This window comes from Vitreoscilla sp. C1 (assembly GCF_002951955.2).
GTDB classification, from domain to species: domain Bacteria; phylum Pseudomonadota; class Gammaproteobacteria; order Burkholderiales; family Neisseriaceae; genus Vitreoscilla; species Vitreoscilla stercoraria.
Window position 1 is genome coordinate 975,358 of the sequence record NZ_CP019644.2, and the last position, 20,023, is coordinate 995,380.

Annotated in this window: 16 protein-coding genes and 1 pseudogene; 8 read left to right on the forward strand and 9 right to left on the reverse strand. The window is 44.7% G+C overall.

Features of this window, described 5'->3' with window-relative positions:
* Positions 1–144: 144 nt before the first annotated feature.
* Both hutG and hutI read right to left on the reverse strand, forming a co-directional pair.
* Positions 145–1,095: a formimidoylglutamase gene (gene hutG / locus ADP71_RS04790; RefSeq protein WP_171460933.1), complete on the reverse strand. Its 951-nt coding sequence runs from the start codon at positions 1,093–1,095 to the stop codon at positions 145–147.
* Between the two features lies 1 nt (position 1,096).
* On the reverse strand, positions 1,097–2,317 hold the full coding sequence (gene hutI / locus ADP71_RS04795) for an imidazolonepropionase (protein ID WP_019959069.1): 1,221 nt from the start codon (positions 2,315–2,317) through the stop codon (positions 1,097–1,099).
* A gap of 179 nt (positions 2,318–2,496) precedes the next feature.
* On the opposite strand from hutI, the gene hutU reads away from it, so the two are divergent.
* The 4 genes from hutU to ADP71_RS04815 all read left to right on the forward strand — a co-directional run bounded on the left by hutU (position 2,497) and on the right by ADP71_RS04815 (position 7,480).
* Positions 2,497–4,188 (forward strand): urocanate hydratase, encoded by a 1,692-nt coding sequence (hutU, locus tag ADP71_RS04800; protein ID WP_171460934.1) that lies wholly within the window; start codon positions 2,497–2,499, stop codon positions 4,186–4,188.
* Positions 4,189–4,279: 91 nt separating this feature from the next.
* Entirely contained in the window at positions 4,280–5,815 is a 1,536-nt protein-coding gene (hutH, locus tag ADP71_RS04805) for a histidine ammonia-lyase (protein ID WP_026353658.1), read from the forward strand.
* 111 nt (positions 5,816–5,926) lie between these two features.
* Positions 5,927–6,646, forward strand: coding sequence for a histidine utilization repressor (gene hutC / locus ADP71_RS04810; RefSeq protein ID WP_040755905.1), 720 nt, complete (start codon positions 5,927–5,929; stop codon positions 6,644–6,646).
* A gap of 273 nt (positions 6,647–6,919) precedes the next feature.
* The gene (locus ADP71_RS04815; protein ID WP_019959073.1) at positions 6,920–7,480 is read left to right on the forward strand and encodes an acetate uptake transporter; all 561 of its coding nucleotides are present in this window, start codon (positions 6,920–6,922) and stop codon (positions 7,478–7,480) included.
* 79 nt (positions 7,481–7,559) lie between these two features.
* On the opposite strand, the gene ADP71_RS04820 is transcribed toward ADP71_RS04815, so the two are convergent.
* Both ADP71_RS04820 and ADP71_RS04825 read right to left on the reverse strand, forming a co-directional pair.
* Positions 7,560–8,615, reverse strand: coding sequence for a hypothetical protein (locus ADP71_RS04820; RefSeq protein ID WP_019959074.1), 1,056 nt, complete (start codon positions 8,613–8,615; stop codon positions 7,560–7,562).
* A gap of 144 nt (positions 8,616–8,759) precedes the next feature.
* Entirely contained in the window at positions 8,760–9,614 is an 855-nt protein-coding gene (locus tag ADP71_RS04825) for an AraC family transcriptional regulator (protein WP_171460935.1), read from the reverse strand.
* Between the two features lie 248 nt (positions 9,615–9,862).
* Between ADP71_RS04825 and ADP71_RS04830 the strand changes: the two genes are divergently transcribed.
* A complete protein-coding gene (locus ADP71_RS04830) occupies positions 9,863–10,624 on the forward strand; it encodes a DMT family transporter (RefSeq protein ID WP_237343044.1) in 762 nt (253 codons plus the stop codon).
* A gap of 238 nt (positions 10,625–10,862) precedes the next feature.
* Positions 10,863–12,071 (forward strand): tryptophan synthase subunit beta, encoded by a 1,209-nt coding sequence (trpB, locus tag ADP71_RS04835; RefSeq protein ID WP_019959078.1) that lies wholly within the window; start codon positions 10,863–10,865, stop codon positions 12,069–12,071.
* Positions 12,072–12,168: 97 nt separating this feature from the next.
* On the opposite strand, the pseudogene ADP71_RS04840 reads toward trpB, so the two are convergent.
* A pseudogene (locus ADP71_RS04840) lies at positions 12,169–13,303 on the reverse strand (IS30 family transposase).
* A gap of 138 nt (positions 13,304–13,441) precedes the next feature.
* Between ADP71_RS04840 and ADP71_RS04845 the strand changes: the two are divergent.
* Positions 13,442–14,476, forward strand: coding sequence for a DUF4917 family protein (locus ADP71_RS04845; RefSeq protein ID WP_158667118.1), 1,035 nt, complete (start codon positions 13,442–13,444; stop codon positions 14,474–14,476).
* A gap of 64 nt (positions 14,477–14,540) precedes the next feature.
* On the opposite strand, the gene ADP71_RS04850 is transcribed toward ADP71_RS04845, so the two are convergent.
* Together ADP71_RS04850 and ADP71_RS04855 are read right to left on the reverse strand one after the other, a co-directional pair.
* Positions 14,541–15,716: an acetyl-CoA C-acetyltransferase gene (locus ADP71_RS04850; protein WP_019958918.1), complete on the reverse strand. Its 1,176-nt coding sequence runs from the start codon at positions 15,714–15,716 to the stop codon at positions 14,541–14,543.
* 36 nt (positions 15,717–15,752) lie between these two features.
* On the reverse strand, positions 15,753–17,507 hold the full coding sequence (locus ADP71_RS04855; RefSeq protein ID WP_019958919.1) for an alpha/beta fold hydrolase: 1,755 nt from the start codon (positions 17,505–17,507) through the stop codon (positions 15,753–15,755).
* Positions 17,508–17,749: 242 nt separating this feature from the next.
* Here ADP71_RS04855 and ADP71_RS04860 point away from each other — a divergent pair, with 242 nt between their 5' ends.
* A complete protein-coding gene (locus ADP71_RS04860) occupies positions 17,750–18,388 on the forward strand; it encodes a CoA pyrophosphatase (RefSeq protein ID WP_019958920.1) in 639 nt (212 codons plus the stop codon).
* Positions 18,389–18,450: 62 nt separating this feature from the next.
* Here ADP71_RS04860 and mscL read toward each other — a convergent pair whose 3' ends face one another.
* Positions 18,451–18,930 carry a large-conductance mechanosensitive channel protein MscL gene (gene mscL, locus ADP71_RS04865; protein ID WP_019958921.1) on the reverse strand — a complete coding sequence of 160 codons (480 nt, stop codon included), beginning with the start codon at positions 18,928–18,930 and terminating at the stop codon, positions 18,451–18,453.
* A 187-nt stretch (positions 18,931–19,117) separates the two neighbouring features.
* Complete coding sequence (gene fabI, locus ADP71_RS04870; RefSeq protein ID WP_019958922.1) at positions 19,118–19,909, reverse strand: enoyl-ACP reductase FabI; 792 nt, start codon at positions 19,907–19,909, stop codon at positions 19,118–19,120.
* Positions 19,910–20,023: the final 114 nt, after the last annotated feature.

The following is a 20,023-nucleotide window of genomic DNA, read 5'->3' on the forward strand; positions in this document are numbered from 1 at the left end:
CTAAGGCAAAACCATAGCAACAATACAGGTGGGATTTTTAATTCCAATTTGGATAAAAATGGCTTCATATGGCTGTCTTTTGGCGGTGATTCCAAATGGTTAAATGGCACATGCTAAAAGACAGTGGCATGAATATCAAGCACTTCAACGCCAAGTTTGCCAAATGTGCCACAGCAAACGTGCGGCCACCCGTGCGCCTTGTTTGTCGATATCAAAATCAGGATTGAATTCTGCCACATCTGCGCCAACCAAGCGCCCACTTTGTAAAATTGGTGTTATCAAGTGTATGAGCAAATCTAGCGCAATGCCTAAGGCGGCAGGGGCTGAAACGGCAGGCATTTGGTAGCTGGGTAAGACATCCAAATCTATGGTCAAATAAACGATGTCGGCACGACTTAAAACTTGTTCGATGTGGCTTAAAACAGCGTTAACATTGCCCCAATGTATATCGGTGTCCCAAACAATATTCACGCCCAAATGTTCAGCGTCCTGTAACAACGCGGCGGTATTGGCAGCACCAGAGGCACCAATGCAAGTGTAATCAAATGGGCGATTTTGAGTGTGCGCCAATTGGGCTAATTGGGCAAATGGCGTGCCTGATGTGGCTTGATGGTGGCGGCGCAAGTCTAAATGTGGGTCAAAATTGATGATGGCAATGCGCTGGTTGGGGTAGGCTGCGTACAGGCCGCTGCCGTGGGCAAAAGCAGTTTCGTGGCCACCGCCCAAAACCAAAGTCTTGCCTTGATGGGCATGAATGGCTTGTACGGCTTGGGCAAATTCGTTTTGAGCTGCATCCAAGTCACCATCAGGATAATGAATGTCGCCTGCATCAAGCAAAGGATAGGCGCTTGTTTGGCTGGCCATATTCGCCAAAGCTTGGCGTAAGACAGGCGGCGCTTTGGCTGCGCCCACGCGCCCTAAATTACGCGCCACTCCGACATCGGACGCAAAACCCAACAAAGCCACATGTTGAGCAGTTTGTTCAGGCTGCCAAGTTTGTAATGAATGTATGGTTTGAAATACCCGTTTGGCAGTAGGGCTTTCGCGGCTGTCGTCGCGCCCTTGCCAGATTTTGCTATCAGAGGCTTGCCACATATTACGCTCCCACAGTGATGTTGCCGTGTAACACACGTTGTTTTAAAAATGAGCGACCCAATTCATACACAATGTCCACAGGCGTGTCGGTATCCCACACGTTGAAATGGGCGGGTTTACCCACTTGCAAGCTGCCAAAATCATGTTCACGGCGCAAAGCGCGCGCAGCATGCACGGTCACGCCTTGCCAAGCTTCCAACGGTGTCAAACCAAATTGCACACACACCATATTCATCGCCAAACGCAGCGAGGCAAATGGGCTGGTGCCAGGGTTAAAGTCTGATGCCACTGCCATCGCAACACCATATTGGCGCAACAAATCAATCGGCGGTTTTTGGGTTTCGCGTAAAAAGTAAAATGCGCCCGGTAACAAGGTCGCCACAGTGCCGTTTTGTGCCATGGCTTGTATGCCTTGTTCATCTAAATATTCGACATGGTCAGCCGACCAACCTTGAAAACGTGCCACCAATTCACTGCCGCCCATGAGGCTTAATTGTTCGGTATGACCTTTAATGGGAATGCCCAGTTGCTGGGCGGCCTGAAACAAGCGTTCGCTTTGTGCCAAATTGAAACCCACATTTTCACAAAACACATCCACACAATCGAACAAATCTTGTTGCCACAAAATCGGCATAATCACCTCAATGATGTGGTTCATATACTCATCAGGGCGTCCTGTAAACTCAGGCGGAATGGCATGCGCAGAAAGCAAGGTGCGGCTGATTTCTATGGCTTGATGTTGTGCCAATTGTTGTGCCACGCGCAAGGTTTTCGCTTCGGTTGCCAAATCCAAACCATAACCTGATTTGATTTCAATCAATCCCACCCCTTCATGCAAAAAACTTTGTAAGCGTTTTTGGCTGAGTGTGAATAAATCTGTTTCAGAAATGGCGCGAGTGGCTTGGACGGTGGCGTTGATGCCGCCACCTTGTGCGCTGATGTCTTGATACGACACACCGTTTTGACGTTGTTCCCACTCATTGGCACGGCTGCCACCAAAGACCAAATGGGTATGGCAATCGACTAAGCTCGGTGTAATCAAAGCGCCCTGTAAGGGATAAATGGTGTCGGCTGATAATTCACCTGATGGGGCAATGGCAATGATTTGATTGCCTTCAACTAAGATGTCATGATGGGTTAATAATCCATATGAATCATCTATTTGTGGGTCAAAAGTGGCAATGGTGGCATTTTGCCACAAGGTTTGGTGTGCTTGGGTCATGGTCATCATCCTTATCAATGAACGGTTTCCAACGGTTTGGTGTGGATTTTAAATTTTTTTATAAAAATTGCATAAAAAATACTTGCATGCAGATTACAATATTTGTATATTCTTGTCTATACAAGTTAGCGCAAGTTTTGCGCTCAACACCCAACACCTAAGAAACAAAGGATGAAGCCATGACAAATTCAGCTGTTGACACCGCTCAAAACAAATTCCGTGATGTGGAAATTCGTGCGCCACGTGGCACCACTTTGAATGCCAAATCTTGGTTGACCGAAGCGCCGCTGCGCATGTTGATGAACAATTTGGATCCTGAAGTGGCGGAAAATCCGAAAGAATTGGTGGTGTATGGTGGTATTGGTCGTGCGGCACGCAATTGGGAATGTTATGACAAAATCGTAGAAACCTTGAAAGAGTTGAACGACAATGAAACTTTGTTGGTGCAATCGGGCAAACCTGTGGGCGTGTTCCAAACCCACAAAGACGCGCCGCGTGTGTTGATTGCCAATTCCAATTTGGTACCGCATTGGGCGAATTGGAAACATTTCAATGAGCTGGATGCCAAGGGTTTGGCAATGTACGGTCAAATGACCGCAGGCAGTTGGATTTACATCGGTTCGCAAGGCATTGTGCAAGGTACGTATGAAACGTTTGTGGAAGCGGGTCGCCAACATTATAACGGTGACTTGACGGGCAAATGGATTTTAACTGCAGGCTTGGGCGGCATGGGTGGGGCGCAACCTTTGGCGGCTTCGTTGGCAGGCGCGTGTTCACTCAACATTGAATGCCAACAAGCGAGTATTGATTTTCGTTTGCGCACGCGTTACGTGGACGAGCAGGCGACTGATTTGGACGATGCTTTGGCGCGCATTGAACAATACACGCAAGAAGGCAAAGCGGTGTCGATTGCTTTGTGTGCCAATGCAGCGGATGTGTTGCCAGAATTGGTGCGCCGCGGTGTGCGTCCTGATATGGTCACCGACCAAACCAGCGCGCATGATCCATTGAACGGTTATTTGCCACAAGGCATGAGCTGGGAAGAGTACAAAGAGCGTGCCAAAACCGAGCCTGAAGCGATAGTACAGGCCGCTAAAGAATCGATGGCGGTGCATGTTCAAGCGATGTTGGATTTTCAACAAATGGGTGTGCCAACGTTTGATTATGGCAATAATATTCGTCAAATGGCGCAAGATGTGGGTGTGAAAAACGCGTTTGATTTCCCAGCTTTTGTACCAGCTTACATTCGCCCATTGTTCTGCCGTGGCGTGGGACCGTTTCGTTGGGTGGCGTTGTCGGGAGACGCGGAAGACATTTACAAAACCGACGCCAAGGTTAAAGAATTGATTGCTGATGATGCACATTTGCACCGTTGGTTGGATATGGCGCGCGAACGCATTGCTTTCCAAGGTTTGCCTGCGCGCATTTGTTGGGTGGGTTTGGGCTGGCGTGCCAAATTGGGTTTGGCGTTCAATGAAATGGTGCGTTCAGGCGAATTGTCGGCACCGATTGTGATTGGGCGTGACCATTTGGACTCAGGCTCGGTGGCAAGCCCGAACCGTGAAACCGAAGCCATGCAAGACGGCTCGGATGCAGTATCAGATTGGCCGCTTTTGAATGCTTTATTGAATACCGCAGGCGGTGCGACGTGGGTGTCTTTGCATCATGGTGGTGGCGTGGGCATGGGTTTTTCGCAACACTCGGGCGTGGTGATTGTGTGTGATGGTACTGACGAAGCGGCGGCGCGCATTGCCCGCGTATTGACCAATGATCCAGCCACTGGTGTGATGCGTCACGCTGATGCAGGTTACGACATCGCCATTGATTGTGCCAAAGAGCAAGGTTTGAATTTGCCGATGATTACAGGCTGATGATCAACATGTGAAGCATCAAGCGTCCTGTAAACATTTACAGGGCGCTTGATGCTACGACAATCCAATAAATTGATGAATGGGCAATAATATGAATACATTGATGATAGAACCGGGTACTTTGACTTTGGCACAATTGCGTCATGTGTTTGAAAATGACGTACAGATTCAATTGCATCCGAATGCCGATGCCAATATTGAGCAATCGGTGGCATGTGTGAACCAAATTGTGGCGGAAAACCGTACTGCTTACGGTATTAACACGGGTTTTGGTTTGCTCGCCTCCACCCGCATTGCCAACGAAGACTTGGAAAAATTGCAACGCTCGATTGTGTTGAGTCATGCGGCAGGCGTCGGTGAAGCCTTGAGCGACGATTTGGTTCGCTTGATTATGGTTTTGAAGATCAACAGTTTGGCGCGCGGTTTTTCAGGCATACGCCGTGTGGTATTGAACCATTTGATGGCGCTTGTTAACGCGCAAGTGTATCCACACATTCCTTTAAAAGGTTCGGTCGGTGCATCGGGCGATTTGGCACCCTTGGCACACATGAGTTTGCTGTTGTTGGGTGACGGCAAAGCGCGTTTTAACGGTCAATGGTTGTCGGCTCAAGATGCTTTGAAACAAGCAGGCATTGAAGCGATTGAGTTGGCACCCAAAGAAGGTTTGGCACTTTTAAATGGTACGCAAGTGTCGACCGCTTTTGCATTGCAAGGCTTGTTTGAAGCGGAAGATTTGTATGCTGCTGCTTCGGTGACAGGCGCGTTAACAGTGGAAGCGGCCTTGGGTTCGCGTACGCCGTTTGATGCACGCATTCATGCGGTGCGTGGTCAACAAGGACAAATCGACGCAGCCAGTGTGTATCGCCATTTATTGGGCAATGAAAGCGAAGTGAGTCATTCGCACGAGCATTGTGGCAAAGTGCAAGACCCGTATTGTTTGCGTTGTCAGCCGCAAGTGATGGGCGCGTGTTTGACGCAATTGCGTCAAGCGGCGGCAGTTTTAGAAGTGGAAGCCAATGCCGTTTCGGACAATCCATTGGTGTTTGCCGATACGGGTGATGTGTTGTCGGGCGGTAATTTCCATGCCGAGCCTGTGGCGATGGCAGCCGACAATTTGGCTTTGGCTTTGGCGGAAATTGGCTCGATGTCTGAGCGTCGTATTTCGATGATGATGGACAAACACATGTCACAATTGCCACCGTTTTTGGTGAACAATGGTGGCGTGAATTCGGGCTTTATGATTGCACAAGTGACCGCAGCCGCGCTTTGTAGCGAAAACAAGGCTTTGGCGTTTCCCAATTCGGTAGACAGCATTCCCACCTCCGCCAACCAAGAAGACCATGTGTCGATGGCGCCACGAGCAGGCGCGCGTTTGTGGGAAATGGCGGCGAATGTGCGTCATATTGTCGCCATTGAGTGGCTCGGTGCCTGCCAAGGTTTGGATTTGCGTGAAGGCTTGAAAACCACTGCTGCTTTGGAACAAGCGCGCTCGATTTTGCGTGAACAAGTCCCATTTTATGAAGAAGATCGTTTTTTTGCACCTGACATTGAAGCGGCAGCTGACTTACTGGCACAACGCCAATTGAGTGATTTATTGCCACAACAAATCTTGTGCAGTTTGGCGTAATGTTGATGTAAATGAAATCATATTAAGCGTCCTGTAAACACTTACAGGACGCTTATTGTTCTGAATTATCGTACAATATCAACTATGAAAATACTATTGCAAGCGAATGCCATGAGTTTGAATACGCCACAACCTTTGTATGAACAAGTCAAACAACATATTTTGCAACACATCAACAGCGGTCAGTGGCAAGTGAATCAACGTTTGCCATCTGAAAACGAATTGGTGGCGCAATTTGGTTTTTCACGCATGACCATCAATCGGGCTTTGCGTGAATTAACCGATGAGGGGCGTTTGGTGCGTTTGCAAGGTGTGGGCACGTTTGTGGCAGAGCCCAAAGCGCAATCGGCTTTGTTTGAAGTCAACAGCATTGCCGATGAAATTCGTCTGCGTGGTCATGTACATTGTTGTCATGTGTTGCAATTGGAATGTGTGGCGGCTGAAGCGGAGATGGCTGCGGCTTTGGGTTTGGTGCAAGGTGCAGCGGTGTTTCATTCGCAAATGGTGCATGATGAAGATGGTCGAGCGGTACAGTTTGAAGACCGTTGGGTCAATCCTGCGATGGCGCCGACATATTTACAGCAAGATTTTCAGCATACCACGCCACATGATTATTTGACTGCGACGACACCATTTAGTGAAGGTGAACACATTGTCGAAGCATTGATGCCGCCTAAATTCATTGCCGAAGCTTTGTATATGCCCAAAGGCGAGCCTTGTTTGGTGGTGCAACGCCGCACTTGGAGCCAAGGGCAGATTGTCACGTTTGTACGCTTGTGGTTTCCAAGCAGCCGTTATCGCTTGATGGGCAAATTCATGGCACCCAATTGAAAGATTGAATTTCCAAAAACCTTGCTGCTAACAGCAAGGTTTTTTTTTGTATTGGCATTATTTTAAAATCTGAATATTAATGAATTAATATTCAGATTTTTTAAAATTAAATCTTTGATGCGCATTGATTTATTCTGATTTTTGCTGGTTTATTTGCCATTTAAACTCGGTTTTTAAAGTTTATCTTCTTTAATAACAAGTAAATAAATGTCTTGATTTTATTTTATTTATAAGTATGATGCGGCTGAATTAAAAACCACAGAGCGGAACAAAATGCACACAGCATCACACGATTACACAGCCAACCCAGGTCCATTGGGTTTGTTTGGCTTTGCCATGACCACCATTTTGTTGAACATTCACAACGCAGGATTTTTCCCTGTGAACAGCATGATCATTGGTATGGGCATTTTCTTTGGCGGCGGTGCGCAATTTATTGCAGGCGTCATGGAATGGAAAAAAGGCAATGATTTTGGCAGTATCGCTTTTATGGCGTATGGCGCATTTTGGTTGACTTTGGTGGTGACGTGGTTGGCGCCTTTGGCTGGTGTGGAAAAAACCGATGGCAATGCTATGGGTTGTTATTTGACTATGTGGGGTTTGTTCACTGTGGTGAATTTCATTCAGACCTTAAAAGGTCCGATGGTGGGTAAATTGTTGTTTGGTTCATTGAGCATTTTGTTCTTTTTGTTGGCAGCGAGCAATTTTGCCGCCAGTAAAACCATTTTGGCCGTTGCCGGTTGGGTGGGGATTGTGTGTGGTTCGATTGCTTTTTATGAAGCTTCCGCCATCATGATTAACAAGCGTTATGGCAAAACGGTTTTGCCTTTGTAAGATAGCAAACGGTTAAAATCTACAAAAGCCGCTTTCAAGGCGGCTTTTGTGTGGTGCCATATCGGTATGTGCCATCAGTTTAAAAAATGGCTTCCATGCGCATAAACGTACCCAATTCATGACCACGATCGGCATTGCGATCATTTTGGTAATTCACATCGCCTTGCATAAAAAACCAATCGCGCAAAACAGGTTGTCGCCATGAGACAAATGGACCATAACTGTTTAAATGTTGTTTTTTCTCAGAACCATTGGTACTGATGCCATAGCTTAAACGCTGATTTTTAAAAAAACTGTGTTCGGCAAACAAATTATTGCCCCATTTTAAGCCTAAATCTTGATTCTCATCTTCATAACCAATATGCAATTGGTTGGACCAAAAATGTTGTTCAAACACTTGTTTGCGCCATTCTAAATTGGCACGTGCATGCAATTGGCTGTCGCTGCCGTAACGCAAAATTTGTTCTGCACGAATGCTCTGTGTGTCATTCAATTGCCAATCTTTACCGACCTTGGCACGCAAATACACATCGTTTCCGCTGCGAATACCAACGTCTAAATCGGTATCTAGACCTAGGCGTTTGGTTTGTTTGGACATGCGCAAAGCCAAAGATTGATTTCTGGAAGTGTCTTTTTGAACTTGGTTTTTTTCTTGTTCATTTAAAGGCATTGGGGTATTGCGTAGATGAGCCGCTTGTTGGAATTCGTCTTCTAAATGTTCATCGCCAAACACCAGACTTAAACGTTTTTTTAAAGTCGGCAATTTAATGCTGCCGCGTATGCGTGGTTTGACTTTATAGCCATCAGTCGGGCTCCAACTTTGGTCTAAAATCGCCCGCACTCTCGCAGACGCGGGCTTGTCTTCGTCAGGTTCGCCAAACCAATCATCCATATGGTGCGCCCAAGTACTCAGTTGGCCTCTGGCTTGATGGTGTTGTTCATCCACCCAGTTTTCACGCACAACCGTTTCATGCTGCAACTGGCTGTGATCGGTATTTAAAATGGCTTTGGCTACCAATTCGGGATTGCTGCGACTGCTGTCTAAGCCCCGTAAATTATGAGCATGAGCGATGCTGATGCACAAAGACCATGCCGTCAAAACCGAGAATTGGAAACAAAAATATTGCGCAGACATGTCTTCCTTGAGCAACTGCTTGCAAAATGGCTATTTAATGCTAGGAGTATAGCGCAAGCATGTCAATGTGCTTTAATAATATTAAAGTGGCATTGTAGTCTGTGCTGGTTGATTTGATGATAAAAGCATTTTATTCTGCCAAATTTAGCGATATTGTGATGGTGTGATACCAAAATATTGTTTGAAGCGGCGGCTGAAATGGCTAGAACTGGCAAAGCCACAAGCGCTGGCAATGTCTGTGAGTGAATAGGGTGGGTATGCCATTAAATTTTTGGCATGTTCTAAACGGCGCTGTAAAACATATTGGTGCGGTGATTGCCCTGTGCTGGCTTTGAACATGTGTGCAAAATGGTATGGGCTCAAACAAGTGATTGTAGCCAAGTCTTGTATGCTCAAAGCGTCCTGTAAATGGGCATCAATATAGGCGGTGACGGTGCGCAAGCTGCTCGGTGACAAACCTCCTTTGATACGTGGTAACGCCCATTTTACACTGCTGTAATGTTGTAAAACATGGTTAATCAACAAGGTATTGGCGCTGCTGATTTGCAAATGTTGACTCGGTTCATGCCAATCTTGGTTGAGTAAAAACAAACGGTACACGCTGCTAATGTGAGGGTCTTGTGCAAAAGTGTGTTCGTTTAAACTGATGCTCAGTGGCTCTTTGTCCCAAATTTGAATGGACAAATCGCGTACATGGGCTGCGGTAAAATACAAATGCACAAAGCCCAAACGCCCACGAATGTCCCATTCGCTTGCTTGTCCTTGCGGCATCAAACAAAAATGATCAGGCGCACCGCCATTTTTCCAACCATGAGCCGTTTTGTGGTAACTCTCATAACCATCTCGGATGTACAAACTCAAAGTATGGTGATTGCTTAAGACTTTGACACGGTCTTGCTCATTAGACCAATGTGCCAATTGCATGCCTGCATTCAAACTCAAACTGTCATGCAGCTTGGCATGGGTGTGTTCTAAAATGTGTCGGGTTTGGTAAACCATGACTGCGGCTCTGTATTCAATGGAAGGGTGATTGTAAACAAAACCGTAAGCTTACAGGACGCTTGTATTAAATAAACGCAAGAACAGGCAAGCGAAACACAAGAAAGTGGCAGTTTGAAACCAGCGAGTCGGTCACAATTGAGTGGTTTTTTGAAACTGTGGCAGGTGTGGAATGAATGCAATATTGTATGTGGCGGTAGTGTTGATTTGGGGGACAACATGGATAGGCATTACTTTACAAAGCCATTATGTGCCACCGTTGGCCGGTATTTTTTGGCGGTTTATGCCTGTGTCGGCGTTTGCAGCGCTTGTCATGGCAAGACCATGTGATGTGTTTGTTACAAAGTCTGTGCGTGTTCAGTTTGAATTTTGTGTGTTTTTATACGGCAGTACAATACATCCATTCAGGCTTGGAGTCGGTGATTTTTTCGATGGCGGTGTTTTTTAATGCCTTGTTTGCGTGGTTGTTTTTTAAACAAAAACCAAGCCGCCAATTGATACCTGCGGCATTGTTAGGCTTAGCGGGTATGGTATTGCTCTTTTGGCAAGAGTGGAATTGGCAAAATGGGGATATGGGACAATTAAAAGGCGTGGCTTTGTCGCTCTTGGGGACTTTGGGCTTTTCTTTGGGCAATATGCTCAGCTTGCGCCATCAACGCCATGGCTTGGATGTGTTTTCCAGCAATGCTTATGCCATGATGTATGGTGTGGTGGTGTTGTGGTTTTTAGCCAAAATAACGGGCACGACTTTGCAAGTACCATGGCAGGAAATGACTTTCACATGGTCTTTATTGTATTTGGCCATATTCGGCTCGGTGATTGGATTTACCGCTTATTTTTCTTTGGTCAAACGCTTGGGTGCCGCCCGTTCGGCTTATGCAACATTGTTGTTTCCCTTGGTGGCATTGGGCATTTCGACCGTGTGGGAAGGATACCAGTGGCATGTGACAGCCATCGTGGGCATGATTTTGATTTTGATGGGCAATTTGTGGATGTTTAAAAAACCTTGAATGGCGTGCATAAATGTTACAGGACGCTTGTATTGGGTCGTGCTGCATATTGGCAGATGCCGTGAACAATATACAAGCGTATCCAAAAAATGAATCTAGGCAGCCTGTCAATTGGATGATATTGAACCAAAATAAAGTTGAATTGATGGGTGAATCAGGTTATGTTCTGATTGCTGTGATTACCCAAATTGGGTAGTTAAATCGAGATGATGAAATGGTGACGAAAATAGGAAAACCAATGGAACAACAGATTAATGGTATTGCTTTGCCTAATGACGAAGGCTTTTTTGGCGTATACGGTGGTCAATTTATTCCAGATGATTTGAAGCAAGCGATGGATGATATCAATGCAGCTTATCAAGAAATTCGCCAAACCGAAGCGTTTCAAACCGAATTGAAAGAATTGTTTGCACATTATGTCGGTCGTCCTAGCCCTTTGTTTCATGCCAAACGCTTGTCTGAAAAATTGGGTGGGGCGCAAATTTATTTGAAACGTGAAGATTTGAACCACACAGGCGCCCACAAAATCAACCACTGTTTGGGCGAAGCATTGCTGGCCAAATACATGGGCAAAACCAAAGTGATTGCCGAAACGGGCGCAGGTCAACACGGTGTGGCTTTGGCAACCGCTTGTGCTTTGGTTGGTATTGCATGTGAAATTCATATGGGACAAGTCGACATTGAAAAAGAGCATCCGAATGTCGTGAAAATGAAGATTTTGGGCGCTCAATTGATTGCGGTGACCCGTGGGACTGCAACGCTGAAAGATGCCGTAGACAGTGCATTTGAAGCGTATTTGAAAGACCCTAAAAATTATATTTATGCCATTGGCTCGGTCGTGGGACCGCATCCATTTCCAATGATGGTGCGTGATTTTCAAGCCATTATTGGCGAGGAAATCAAGGTGCAAACACAAGAGCGTTTTGATGCTTTGCCTGATTATGTGGTGGCGTGTGTCGGTGGTGGCTCGAATGCGATGGGGGCGTTTACGGCATTTTTGAATGATGCTGCGGTCAAATTGGTGGGTGTCGAGCCTGCGGGTTTGGGCTTAGAGACGATGCAACATTCAGCAACTTTGACTTTGGGCAAGCCTAGCCACATTCACGGCATGGCGTGTTATGTTTTAGAAGACGAACAAGGTCAGCCGTTGCCTGTGCATTCGATTGCATCGGGCTTGGATTATCCTGGTGTGGGTCCGCAACACTCGTTGCTCAAGGATTTGGGTCGGGTGCAATATGAAACCGCCACCGATCAAGAATGTTTGGATGCATTCATGACTTTGTCACGAGTGGAAGGCATTGTGCCTGCTTTAGAAAGCTCACACGCTGTGGCATGGGCTTTGCGTGAAGCACCAAAACTTAGCCCTGAAACCAAGATTGTGGTCAATGTATCGGGTCGTGGTGACAAAGATGCCGATTATGTGGCGGGCAAATTGGGTTTGCATTGAAATATGTAAGATAATCAATGCTTTGAAAGATTAAATAAGCGTCCTGTAAACCTTTACAGGACGCTTATTTGTATTTAGTTGTTTGGTATATGCGGATTCAACCGGTCAGCGCAACACCTGTTTGAAAGACCTCAAGAGGTGTTTTAAAGCCCAAGATTTTTCTCGGCCTAGTATTAAGTTGCAAAGCAATTTTATCTAATTGTTCTTGTGAATAAAGACCAAGATTTTTACCTTTGGGTAAATATTGTCTTAAAAGCCCATTTGTATTTTCATTTGTGCCTTTTTGCCAAGGACTGCTAGCATCACAGAAATAAACAGACATATTGCATTGAGCAGTTAAAAGATGGTGTTTAGACATTTCATGACCTCTATCCCAAGTCAGTGTTTGCCTGATGGATGAAGGTAATCCAGCTAATTGGTCAATGACAGCCTTTATAACAGATATGGATTTTTTATCAGCCGTTTTACCTAGCAATGTATAACGAGATTTGCGTTCTACCAAAGTCACTATTGCTGAAGCTAATGTGCCAATAATCATATCTCCTTCCCAATGACCAACATACTGTCTGTCTTTAATCTCTTTAGGGCGGTCCCAAATTGACTTTAAATTTGGAATCTGCTGCTTACCAGAGTTGTGATGATTGCGGGCGTGGCGAAACATTCTTTTTCTGCGAAGATGTCTTTTTAGCTTTGGAGGCAGAATGTTTTTTTTTCAGCAGATACAGTGATTTGTATATGGTTTCATAAGAAACATGCATCGATGGATTATGAGGAAACTGTATGAATTTCAGCCAGCCTGCTATTTGTTCGGGAGACCAACAACATGACAGTTTATCAATAACCATCTGTTTTAATAATGAATTGCTTTATAAAATAAAAGATTTTGGCCTTTTTGCTTTCTTTAAAGCCAATTGCTCTGCTAAATAAGCCCTGTATTTATGAGCACCTCCATTACGTGAAACCTCACGCGAAATGGTCGATGGCGATCGATTTAATTGGCGACTTATGGCTCTTAAACTCAGTCCTGCTACCAATGCTCGAGAAATGCATTCGCGCTCTTGCAAGGTTAAATCGGTCGCTTTTCGGCGTCGAATATCAGGTTCAATACCACCATGGTATTCTAGAAATGAGTAAACGGTCGCAGGTGGTTTCATAATGTCTTTGGCAATGAAGGCCATAGGCTTTCCCTGCTTCCATAGAAACCAGATTCGTTTCTTACGTTCATCAGTCATTGCTCCATGTATGGAAACCATAACAATCCTTTTAACATAAAAAGTAGGATTGGTGTTGCGCTGACCGGTTGAATCCGCATATATTATAAATAGAATTTGATATTGAAGAAGGCTGGATTGAAGAAGGCTGGAGGGGAAATGGTTCGTGAAATTTATGATTGGCAGGATATTGCAAGCCGTTATGAAAATGGTTCTATTCTTTTGGGTAATGGTGCGAGTATCGCTATTTCGGGTGATTTTAATTACAAAAATCTTAAAGACAAAGCTTGCAGAGCAGGTCTTATGATTGATAGTGTTAATGATTTATTCAAAAATTTTAAAACCGATGATTTTGAATTGGTTTTGAGATTGGTTTGGCAAGCGAATACAGTTAATAAAATTTTAAAAGTGCCAGACGGTACAATTGCTGAAGAAGCTTACCAAAATATCCGAGATTGCCTGATTCAAACTATCCAACAAAATCACCCAAGTTATGATTCAGTGATAGATAAATTTGAAAAAATGCATAAGTTCTCATCTCAATTTAAAACTCTTATTTCACTGAATTATGATTTGCTGATTTATTGGATGATGATGTGGGGCAATAATAAGAATAAAAATAATGGTCGTATGCATACTTATAAAGATTGTTTTAATGGCTATGGGCAGTTTAATCAAAATTGGGAGAGTTGTCGTACGCTTGATCGAGCATGGTCTAATACATTGGTTTTTTATCCTCATGGCAATTTGATTTTGACGAGAGATATTGAAGAGTATGAATTTAAGGTAAAGGGCGGCGGCGCAGGGGACAATTTGCTAGCAAGCATTTTTAGAGTTTGGAATGATGGCGAGAGTGTGCCGATATTTGTTAGTGAGGGTGAGACGAAACAAAAAGAAACCGCCATTCACAATAGTTCGTATTTGTCGACTGTTTACCATGAGGTGATTCCTAAAATGAAAGAATCTTTAACCATTTATGGTTGGGGTTTTGGTGAGCAAGATGACCATATCTTAAAGCAAATTCTTAAATCAAATGTAAACAGAATAGCTATATCTGTCTTTGAAAATAACCAAGATTATTGCGACCATGTGACAAAACGAATCGCAAAAATGTGCCAAGCCGTGAACAAAGATTTTAATAATATTAAATTAGAATTTTTTCACAGTGACAGTTCTGATTGTTGGATATATTAAACAGATACAAAAAGCGTCCTGTAAACTTTTACAGGACGCTTGATGGTATTGCAATCAAACAGATTTACACGCGTTCAACTGCCAAAGCCACGCCCATGCCACCGCCGATACACAAAGTCGCCAAGCCTTTTTTGGCTTCGCTGCGTTGCATTTCGTGCAACAAAGTCACCAAAATACGGGTACCAGAAGCACCAATTGGGTGACCCAAAGCAATCGCACCGCCGTTGACATTGACTTTGCTCAAGTCAAAATTCAATTCGCCCGCCACACCCAAAGCTTGTGCTGCAAACGCTTCGTTCGCTTCAATCAAATCCACTTCGTCCAAAGTCCAACCCGCTTTTGCCAAAGTTTTTTGTACCGCAGGTACAGGACCCATGCCCATGATTTCAGGCTCAACACCAGCTGATGCGTAAGCGACGATTTTCGCCAATGGTTTCAAACCCAATTCAGCTGCTTTTTCAGCAGACATCAACATCACTGCTGCTGCGCCATCGTTGATGCCTGATGCATTGGCTGCGGTCACTGTGCCGTCTTTTTTGAAAGCAGGTTTTGGTTTGCTGATAGATTCGATGGTGGCACCTTTTTTGATGAACTCATCGGTGTCAAACACAATTGGATCACCTTTGCGCTGTGGAATCGATACAGGCACGATTTCACCTTGGAATTTGCCCGCAGTTTGTGCCGCTTCGGCTTTGTTTTGTGATGCCACAGCCAATTGGTCTTGTGCTTCGCGGCTGATATTGTATTTTTCAGCAATGTTTTCAGCGGTAATACCCATGTGATAATTGTTATACACATCGGTCAAACCGTCAGACACCATAGAGTCAACAATTTTGCCATCGCCCATGCGCAAGCCATTGCGCGCCGCTGGCATCAAGTAAGGTGATTGAGACATGGATTCTTGGCCACCAACAATCACGATGTCAGCATCGCCTGATTTGATTGCTTGTGCGCCCAAATGGGTCACTTTCAAGCCTGAACCACACACTTGGTTAATGACCATACAAGGGGTTTCGATGCCCAAACCTGCTTTTAAGGCCGCTTGACGGGCTGGGTTTTGACCTGCACCTGCAGTCAAAACCTGACCCAAGATCACTTCGTCCACAGCTTTAACGCCAGTTTCTTCTAGCAAGGCTTTGATCACAGTGGCGCCCAAATCAGCGGCTTTCAAGCTTGCCAAGCTGCCACCGAAATTGGCGATGGCGGTACGTTTTGCTGCAACGATTACTACTTCAGTCATATTGTTCTCCATTGTAATGATTGGTGTTTGGATAATTTACACCAAATGAGCTTTAACCACATTCATGGCTTTGGCTTGTACATATTCGCCTGGGGCTTCTGCCACGGCTTTGTGTGAGGTGTTGCCCAATGTACGTGGGGCAGCAACCAAGTTTCCTGAGCGGTTAGACAACCAAGTATTCAAGTCTTTCCACCAACTGCCTTTGTGATTTTCTGCGCTGGCGCGCCATTGTTCTGCTGTTTTGCCTTCAATATTGCCTGTCCAATAACTGCGTCTGTCTTTAGAAACAGGATTGATAGCACCTGCAATATGACCTGATTCTCCCAACACAAAACGGCGTTCGGCAGCATCACCATACAAAGGTAAGCCTGAATATACCGCCAACCAAGGCACGATGTGATCGGCTTCGGCGGAGAAGAAGTAAATTGGCATATCCAAATGCGCCAAATCAATCGGTACGCCACAAACACTCATGCTGCCTGGTTTGGTCAAAGCATTGTTCAAATAAAATTGACGCAAGAAGAAGGTATGCATTGGCAATGGCAAATCGACAGAATCATTGTTCCAATACAATAAATCAAATGAAGACGGGGTTTTGCCCTTCAAATAATTGTTTTGCACATAATTCCAAATCAAATCATCAGGGCGCAAAGCTGAGAAAGTGGCCTGTAACTCTAAACCACTGATGATGCCGCCTTGTGCTATTTTCGCTTCACGCATGCGCACCACATCTTCAGACAAGAAGTATTTGATATCGCCTGGCTCGGTATGGTCTGCCATCGATGTCATCAAAATCAAATTGTCCACACGCTGTTCGCCACGGGCTTTCATCACACACAATGCCGTAGACAAAATCAAACCACCAATACAAAAGCCTAAGGCATTGATGCTTTCTTGTTTGGTAATGCTGGCAACGGCATTGATGGCACTGATGACACCACGCTCAACATAGGTATCCCAAGTAAAGTGTTTGGTTTCTTCCACGGCACTGCGCCAAGACACTAAAAAGACGTTATAGCCTTGCTCAACATAGTATTCAACCAAAGATTTTTGAGGACCTAAATCCATCAAATAATATTTATTGACGCAAGGCGGCACAATCAACAAAGGCTTGGCATAGACTTTGGCAGCAGTGGGCGTGTATTGAATCAATTCAATCAATTCGTTTTTTAAAACCACTTTGCCAGCGGTAGCAGCGATGTTTTCACCCATTACAAAACTTGCTTCTTCTGACATGGTGATGCGGCCTTTTTCCAAGTCAGATAAATAATTTTGCATGCCTTTTACCAAGCTTTGACCTTGGGTTTGATAGGCTTCTTGTAGGGCGTCAGGGTTGGTCATCAGATAATTGTTAGGATGCAATGCTGACAAATATTGACGAGTCATGAAACTGATATTGTCTTGCTGGTCTGCAGACAACTTTGCATAAGCGGGATTTTTTTCTAATTGTTGTTCCACAAAATCGCAAGTGTGCTCATACATTTTTTGCATGTTTTGGAAAAAAGGCAATTGTTGCCAAGCTTCTGGGGTATTGTTTAATGGGTTAAACGTACCAAATGGATTTGCCACACCTTGATGACCAGACATGGAAAACATTTTGGTTAAATTTTTTTGCCACAATTCCGTTTGCTGGTTCAACATGTTTTGCCAAGCGCTGTTGTCAAATACAGGTGTTGGTGGTGGAGAAGCCTTTTGTGCAGGCTGCCAGCCCGATAGCCACAATTTTTGCCATTGTTCCATGGCTTCGTTCATTTTCTTTGGATCAAAATTAAAAGGCTGATTCACACGCATCTCCTTTAGGTGGATGGCATTGCTAATTAATCTAAACTGCTCGAAGGAACTGAAAACTTTGGATCTTATTTTTTTTAGGCTTGTGTGTGGTTTTGTATACGTATGAATAACAATAAACAGCCTACCATTGTTTTATGAAAGATGAAATACACTTACATAGTTAGCAGATTATCTTAGCGCTTGTTGTCATCAACATGTTTGTTACAGGTTATACTGCTTGTTTTTCGGATGAATGTCTAGAGATGACGAAAGCATTTTTGGATTGGCATGATTGGCAAACCTTTGTACAAAGCGATTTGAGCCAAATAAATTACCCCAATTTGGCCGATCAAAAGCAATGGTTTTTTGAATTGGGCATGCAACAGTTTAAGCCAGCTGCGGTATTGGTATTGATTGAAAACCTGAAAATTCCGCAAGTTATCTTAACCGTTCGCTCTAGTCGCTTGCAAAAACATGCGGGACAAGTGTCGTTTGCAGGTGGTAAAAAAGATGAAGAAGATGCCAGCTTGATTGCCACGGCTTTGCGGGAAACCGAAGAAGAACTGGGTGTTGCATCACAGCAAATTACCGTCTATGGGCAGTTGCCACCTTTACCGACCATCAGTGCTTATGAAGTGCATCCGGTGATTGGGGTTTTGAATGAAGCGGTGAAGATGAGCATCAATCCTGATGAAGTGGAAACGGTGTTTCGCATTCCTTTGGCCGATTTAATGCGTCCTGAAAACTACCGCCCTTATCCAATAGAACGCCATCAAAAATTGTTTTACACCGTACAATTTCCGCATCAACACATTGTTTGGGGTGTGACAGCAACCATTTTGTTGGCTTTGGCGCAAGCGTATGAAAACTGGCAAATGAAAAAATCCAGTTTGGATGTGTAAATGCATGATGAAAAAAAAGCCACTGCAATATAAGCAGCGGCTTTTTGAAGTTTACAGGACGCTTATTGGGCATCGCTGACATTGTCCAATTGCGATGTGCAATGTGGACAACGATGTGCTTTGATGGAAATTTCGGTAAAGCAAAAACCACATTCTTTGGTGGTGACTTCTGCTGGTTCTTCCTCTTTTTTGCGATGCAATTTATTCACCGTGCGCACCAACATGAAAATGGCGGTGCCAACAATCATAAATTGGATGATGGCGTTGATGAACAAACCATAATTCAAAGTCACAGCTCCTGCAGCTTGTGCGGCTGCGAGCGTGGCGTAATCGCCTGTTCCTTTGCCATCGCTCAAGGTGATAAACAATTCGCTGAAATCAACGCCGTTTAATAACAAGCCAATGGGTGGCATGATGACATCATCAACCAATGATTTGACGATGGTACCAAATGCGCCACCGATGACCACACCAACCGCCAAGTCAATGACGTTGCCACGCATTAAAAATTCGCGTAACTCTGTGCCAAATTTACGAACCATATTTTTTACTCCTCCACAATGAATATATGAGCAGTATGATGACCACTGTCCATTGATTATTTGAAAATCTGATGATTTTGCATCATGTGGATCAGAAATATACATTCCCAACACGCATGAGTTCTTTTGACTGTGATTTTGCCAAGGGTTCCATGGGTGTTGGGTAAGACTGAAAGCAAACAGTGTATTACTGACCTTCTTCAACGCTCAACGCATTGATGCTGTAACCGCCATCGACGTAAGTGATTTCACCTGTGATGCCAGAAGCCAAGTCGGATAACAAGAATGCAGCGACGTTGCCGACTTCTTCGGTAGTTACGTTGCGACCCAATGGATTGTGAGATGCCACATGACCTAACAAGCGACCAAAGTTGGCAATGCCAGAAGCTGCCAAAGTTTTGATAGGACCTGCTGAAATGGCGTTACAGCGAATGCCTTCTTTGCCTACTGCCGCAGCGGTAAAGCGAACAGATGCCTCTAGGCTGGCTTTGGCCATACCCATGATGTTGTAGTTAGGAATCGCACGAACAGCGCCCAAATACGACAAAGTCAACAAAGCACTGTTACGACCTTGCATCATGGGACGTGCTGCTCTGGCCATTGCAGGGAAACTGTAAGCAGAAATATCATGGGCGATGGCAAAGGCTTCGCGATCTAAGCTTTCCAAAATATCACCATGTAAAGCCTCTTTAGGCGCAAATGCAATGGCATGTACCAAACCATCCAAACCATCCCAATGTTGACCTAAATCGACGAATAATTGGTTGATTTCATCATCGCTAGAAACGTCGCAATGAAATACCAATTCAGAGCCAAACTCTTTGGCCATTTTGCGCACACGGTCTTCGAGTTTGTCTACGGCGAATGTGAAAGCCAATTCTGCACCTTGGTTTTGACAAGCTTTAGCGATGCCATAAGCAATCGAGCGGTCAGAAATCATGCCAGTGATTAGAATTTTTTTGCCTTGCAAAAATCCCATAAAATTATCCTTATACGGTATCATGAGTTAAATTAGCGTGGATTATAAGCCAATTGTGATACCGACTCCAATGACTTGCTTCAACAAACTTACTCAAATGAACTCACAAATGAC

Coding starts and splice junctions, on each gene's coding strand:
- hutG (WP_171460933.1), bottom strand. CDS start 1,095: ATGTGGCAAGCCTCTGATAGCAAAATCTGGCAAGGGCGCGACGACAGC.
- ADP71_RS04825 (WP_171460935.1), bottom strand. CDS start 9,614: ATGGTTTACCAAACCCGACACATTTTAGAACACACCCATGCCAAGCTG.
- ADP71_RS04845 (WP_158667118.1), top strand. CDS start 13,442: ATGGTTCGTGAAATTTATGATTGGCAGGATATTGCAAGCCGTTATGAA.
- hutC (WP_040755905.1), top strand. CDS start 5,927: ATGAGTTTGAATACGCCACAACCTTTGTATGAACAAGTCAAACAACAT.
- ADP71_RS04820 (WP_019959074.1), bottom strand. CDS start 8,615: ATGTCTGCGCAATATTTTTGTTTCCAATTCTCGGTTTTGACGGCATGG.
- trpB (WP_019959078.1), top strand. CDS start 10,863: ATGGAACAACAGATTAATGGTATTGCTTTGCCTAATGACGAAGGCTTT.
- mscL (WP_019958921.1), bottom strand. CDS start 18,930: ATGGTTCGTAAATTTGGCACAGAGTTACGCGAATTTTTAATGCGTGGC.
- ADP71_RS04860 (WP_019958920.1), top strand. CDS start 17,750: ATGACGAAAGCATTTTTGGATTGGCATGATTGGCAAACCTTTGTACAA.
- ADP71_RS04815 (WP_019959073.1), top strand. CDS start 6,920: ATGCACACAGCATCACACGATTACACAGCCAACCCAGGTCCATTGGGT.
- hutH (WP_026353658.1), top strand. CDS start 4,280: ATGAATACATTGATGATAGAACCGGGTACTTTGACTTTGGCACAATTG.
- ADP71_RS04855 (WP_019958919.1), bottom strand. CDS start 17,507: ATGCGTGTGAATCAGCCTTTTAATTTTGATCCAAAGAAAATGAACGAA.
- fabI (WP_019958922.1), bottom strand. CDS start 19,909: ATGGGATTTTTGCAAGGCAAAAAAATTCTAATCACTGGCATGATTTCT.
- ADP71_RS04830 (WP_237343044.1), top strand. CDS start 9,863: ATGTGCCACCGTTGGCCGGTATTTTTTGGCGGTTTATGCCTGTGTCGG.
- hutI (WP_019959069.1), bottom strand. CDS start 2,317: ATGACCCAAGCACACCAAACCTTGTGGCAAAATGCCACCATTGCCACT.
- ADP71_RS04850 (WP_019958918.1), bottom strand. CDS start 15,716: ATGACTGAAGTAGTAATCGTTGCAGCAAAACGTACCGCCATCGCCAAT.
- hutU (WP_171460934.1), top strand. CDS start 2,497: ATGACAAATTCAGCTGTTGACACCGCTCAAAACAAATTCCGTGATGTG.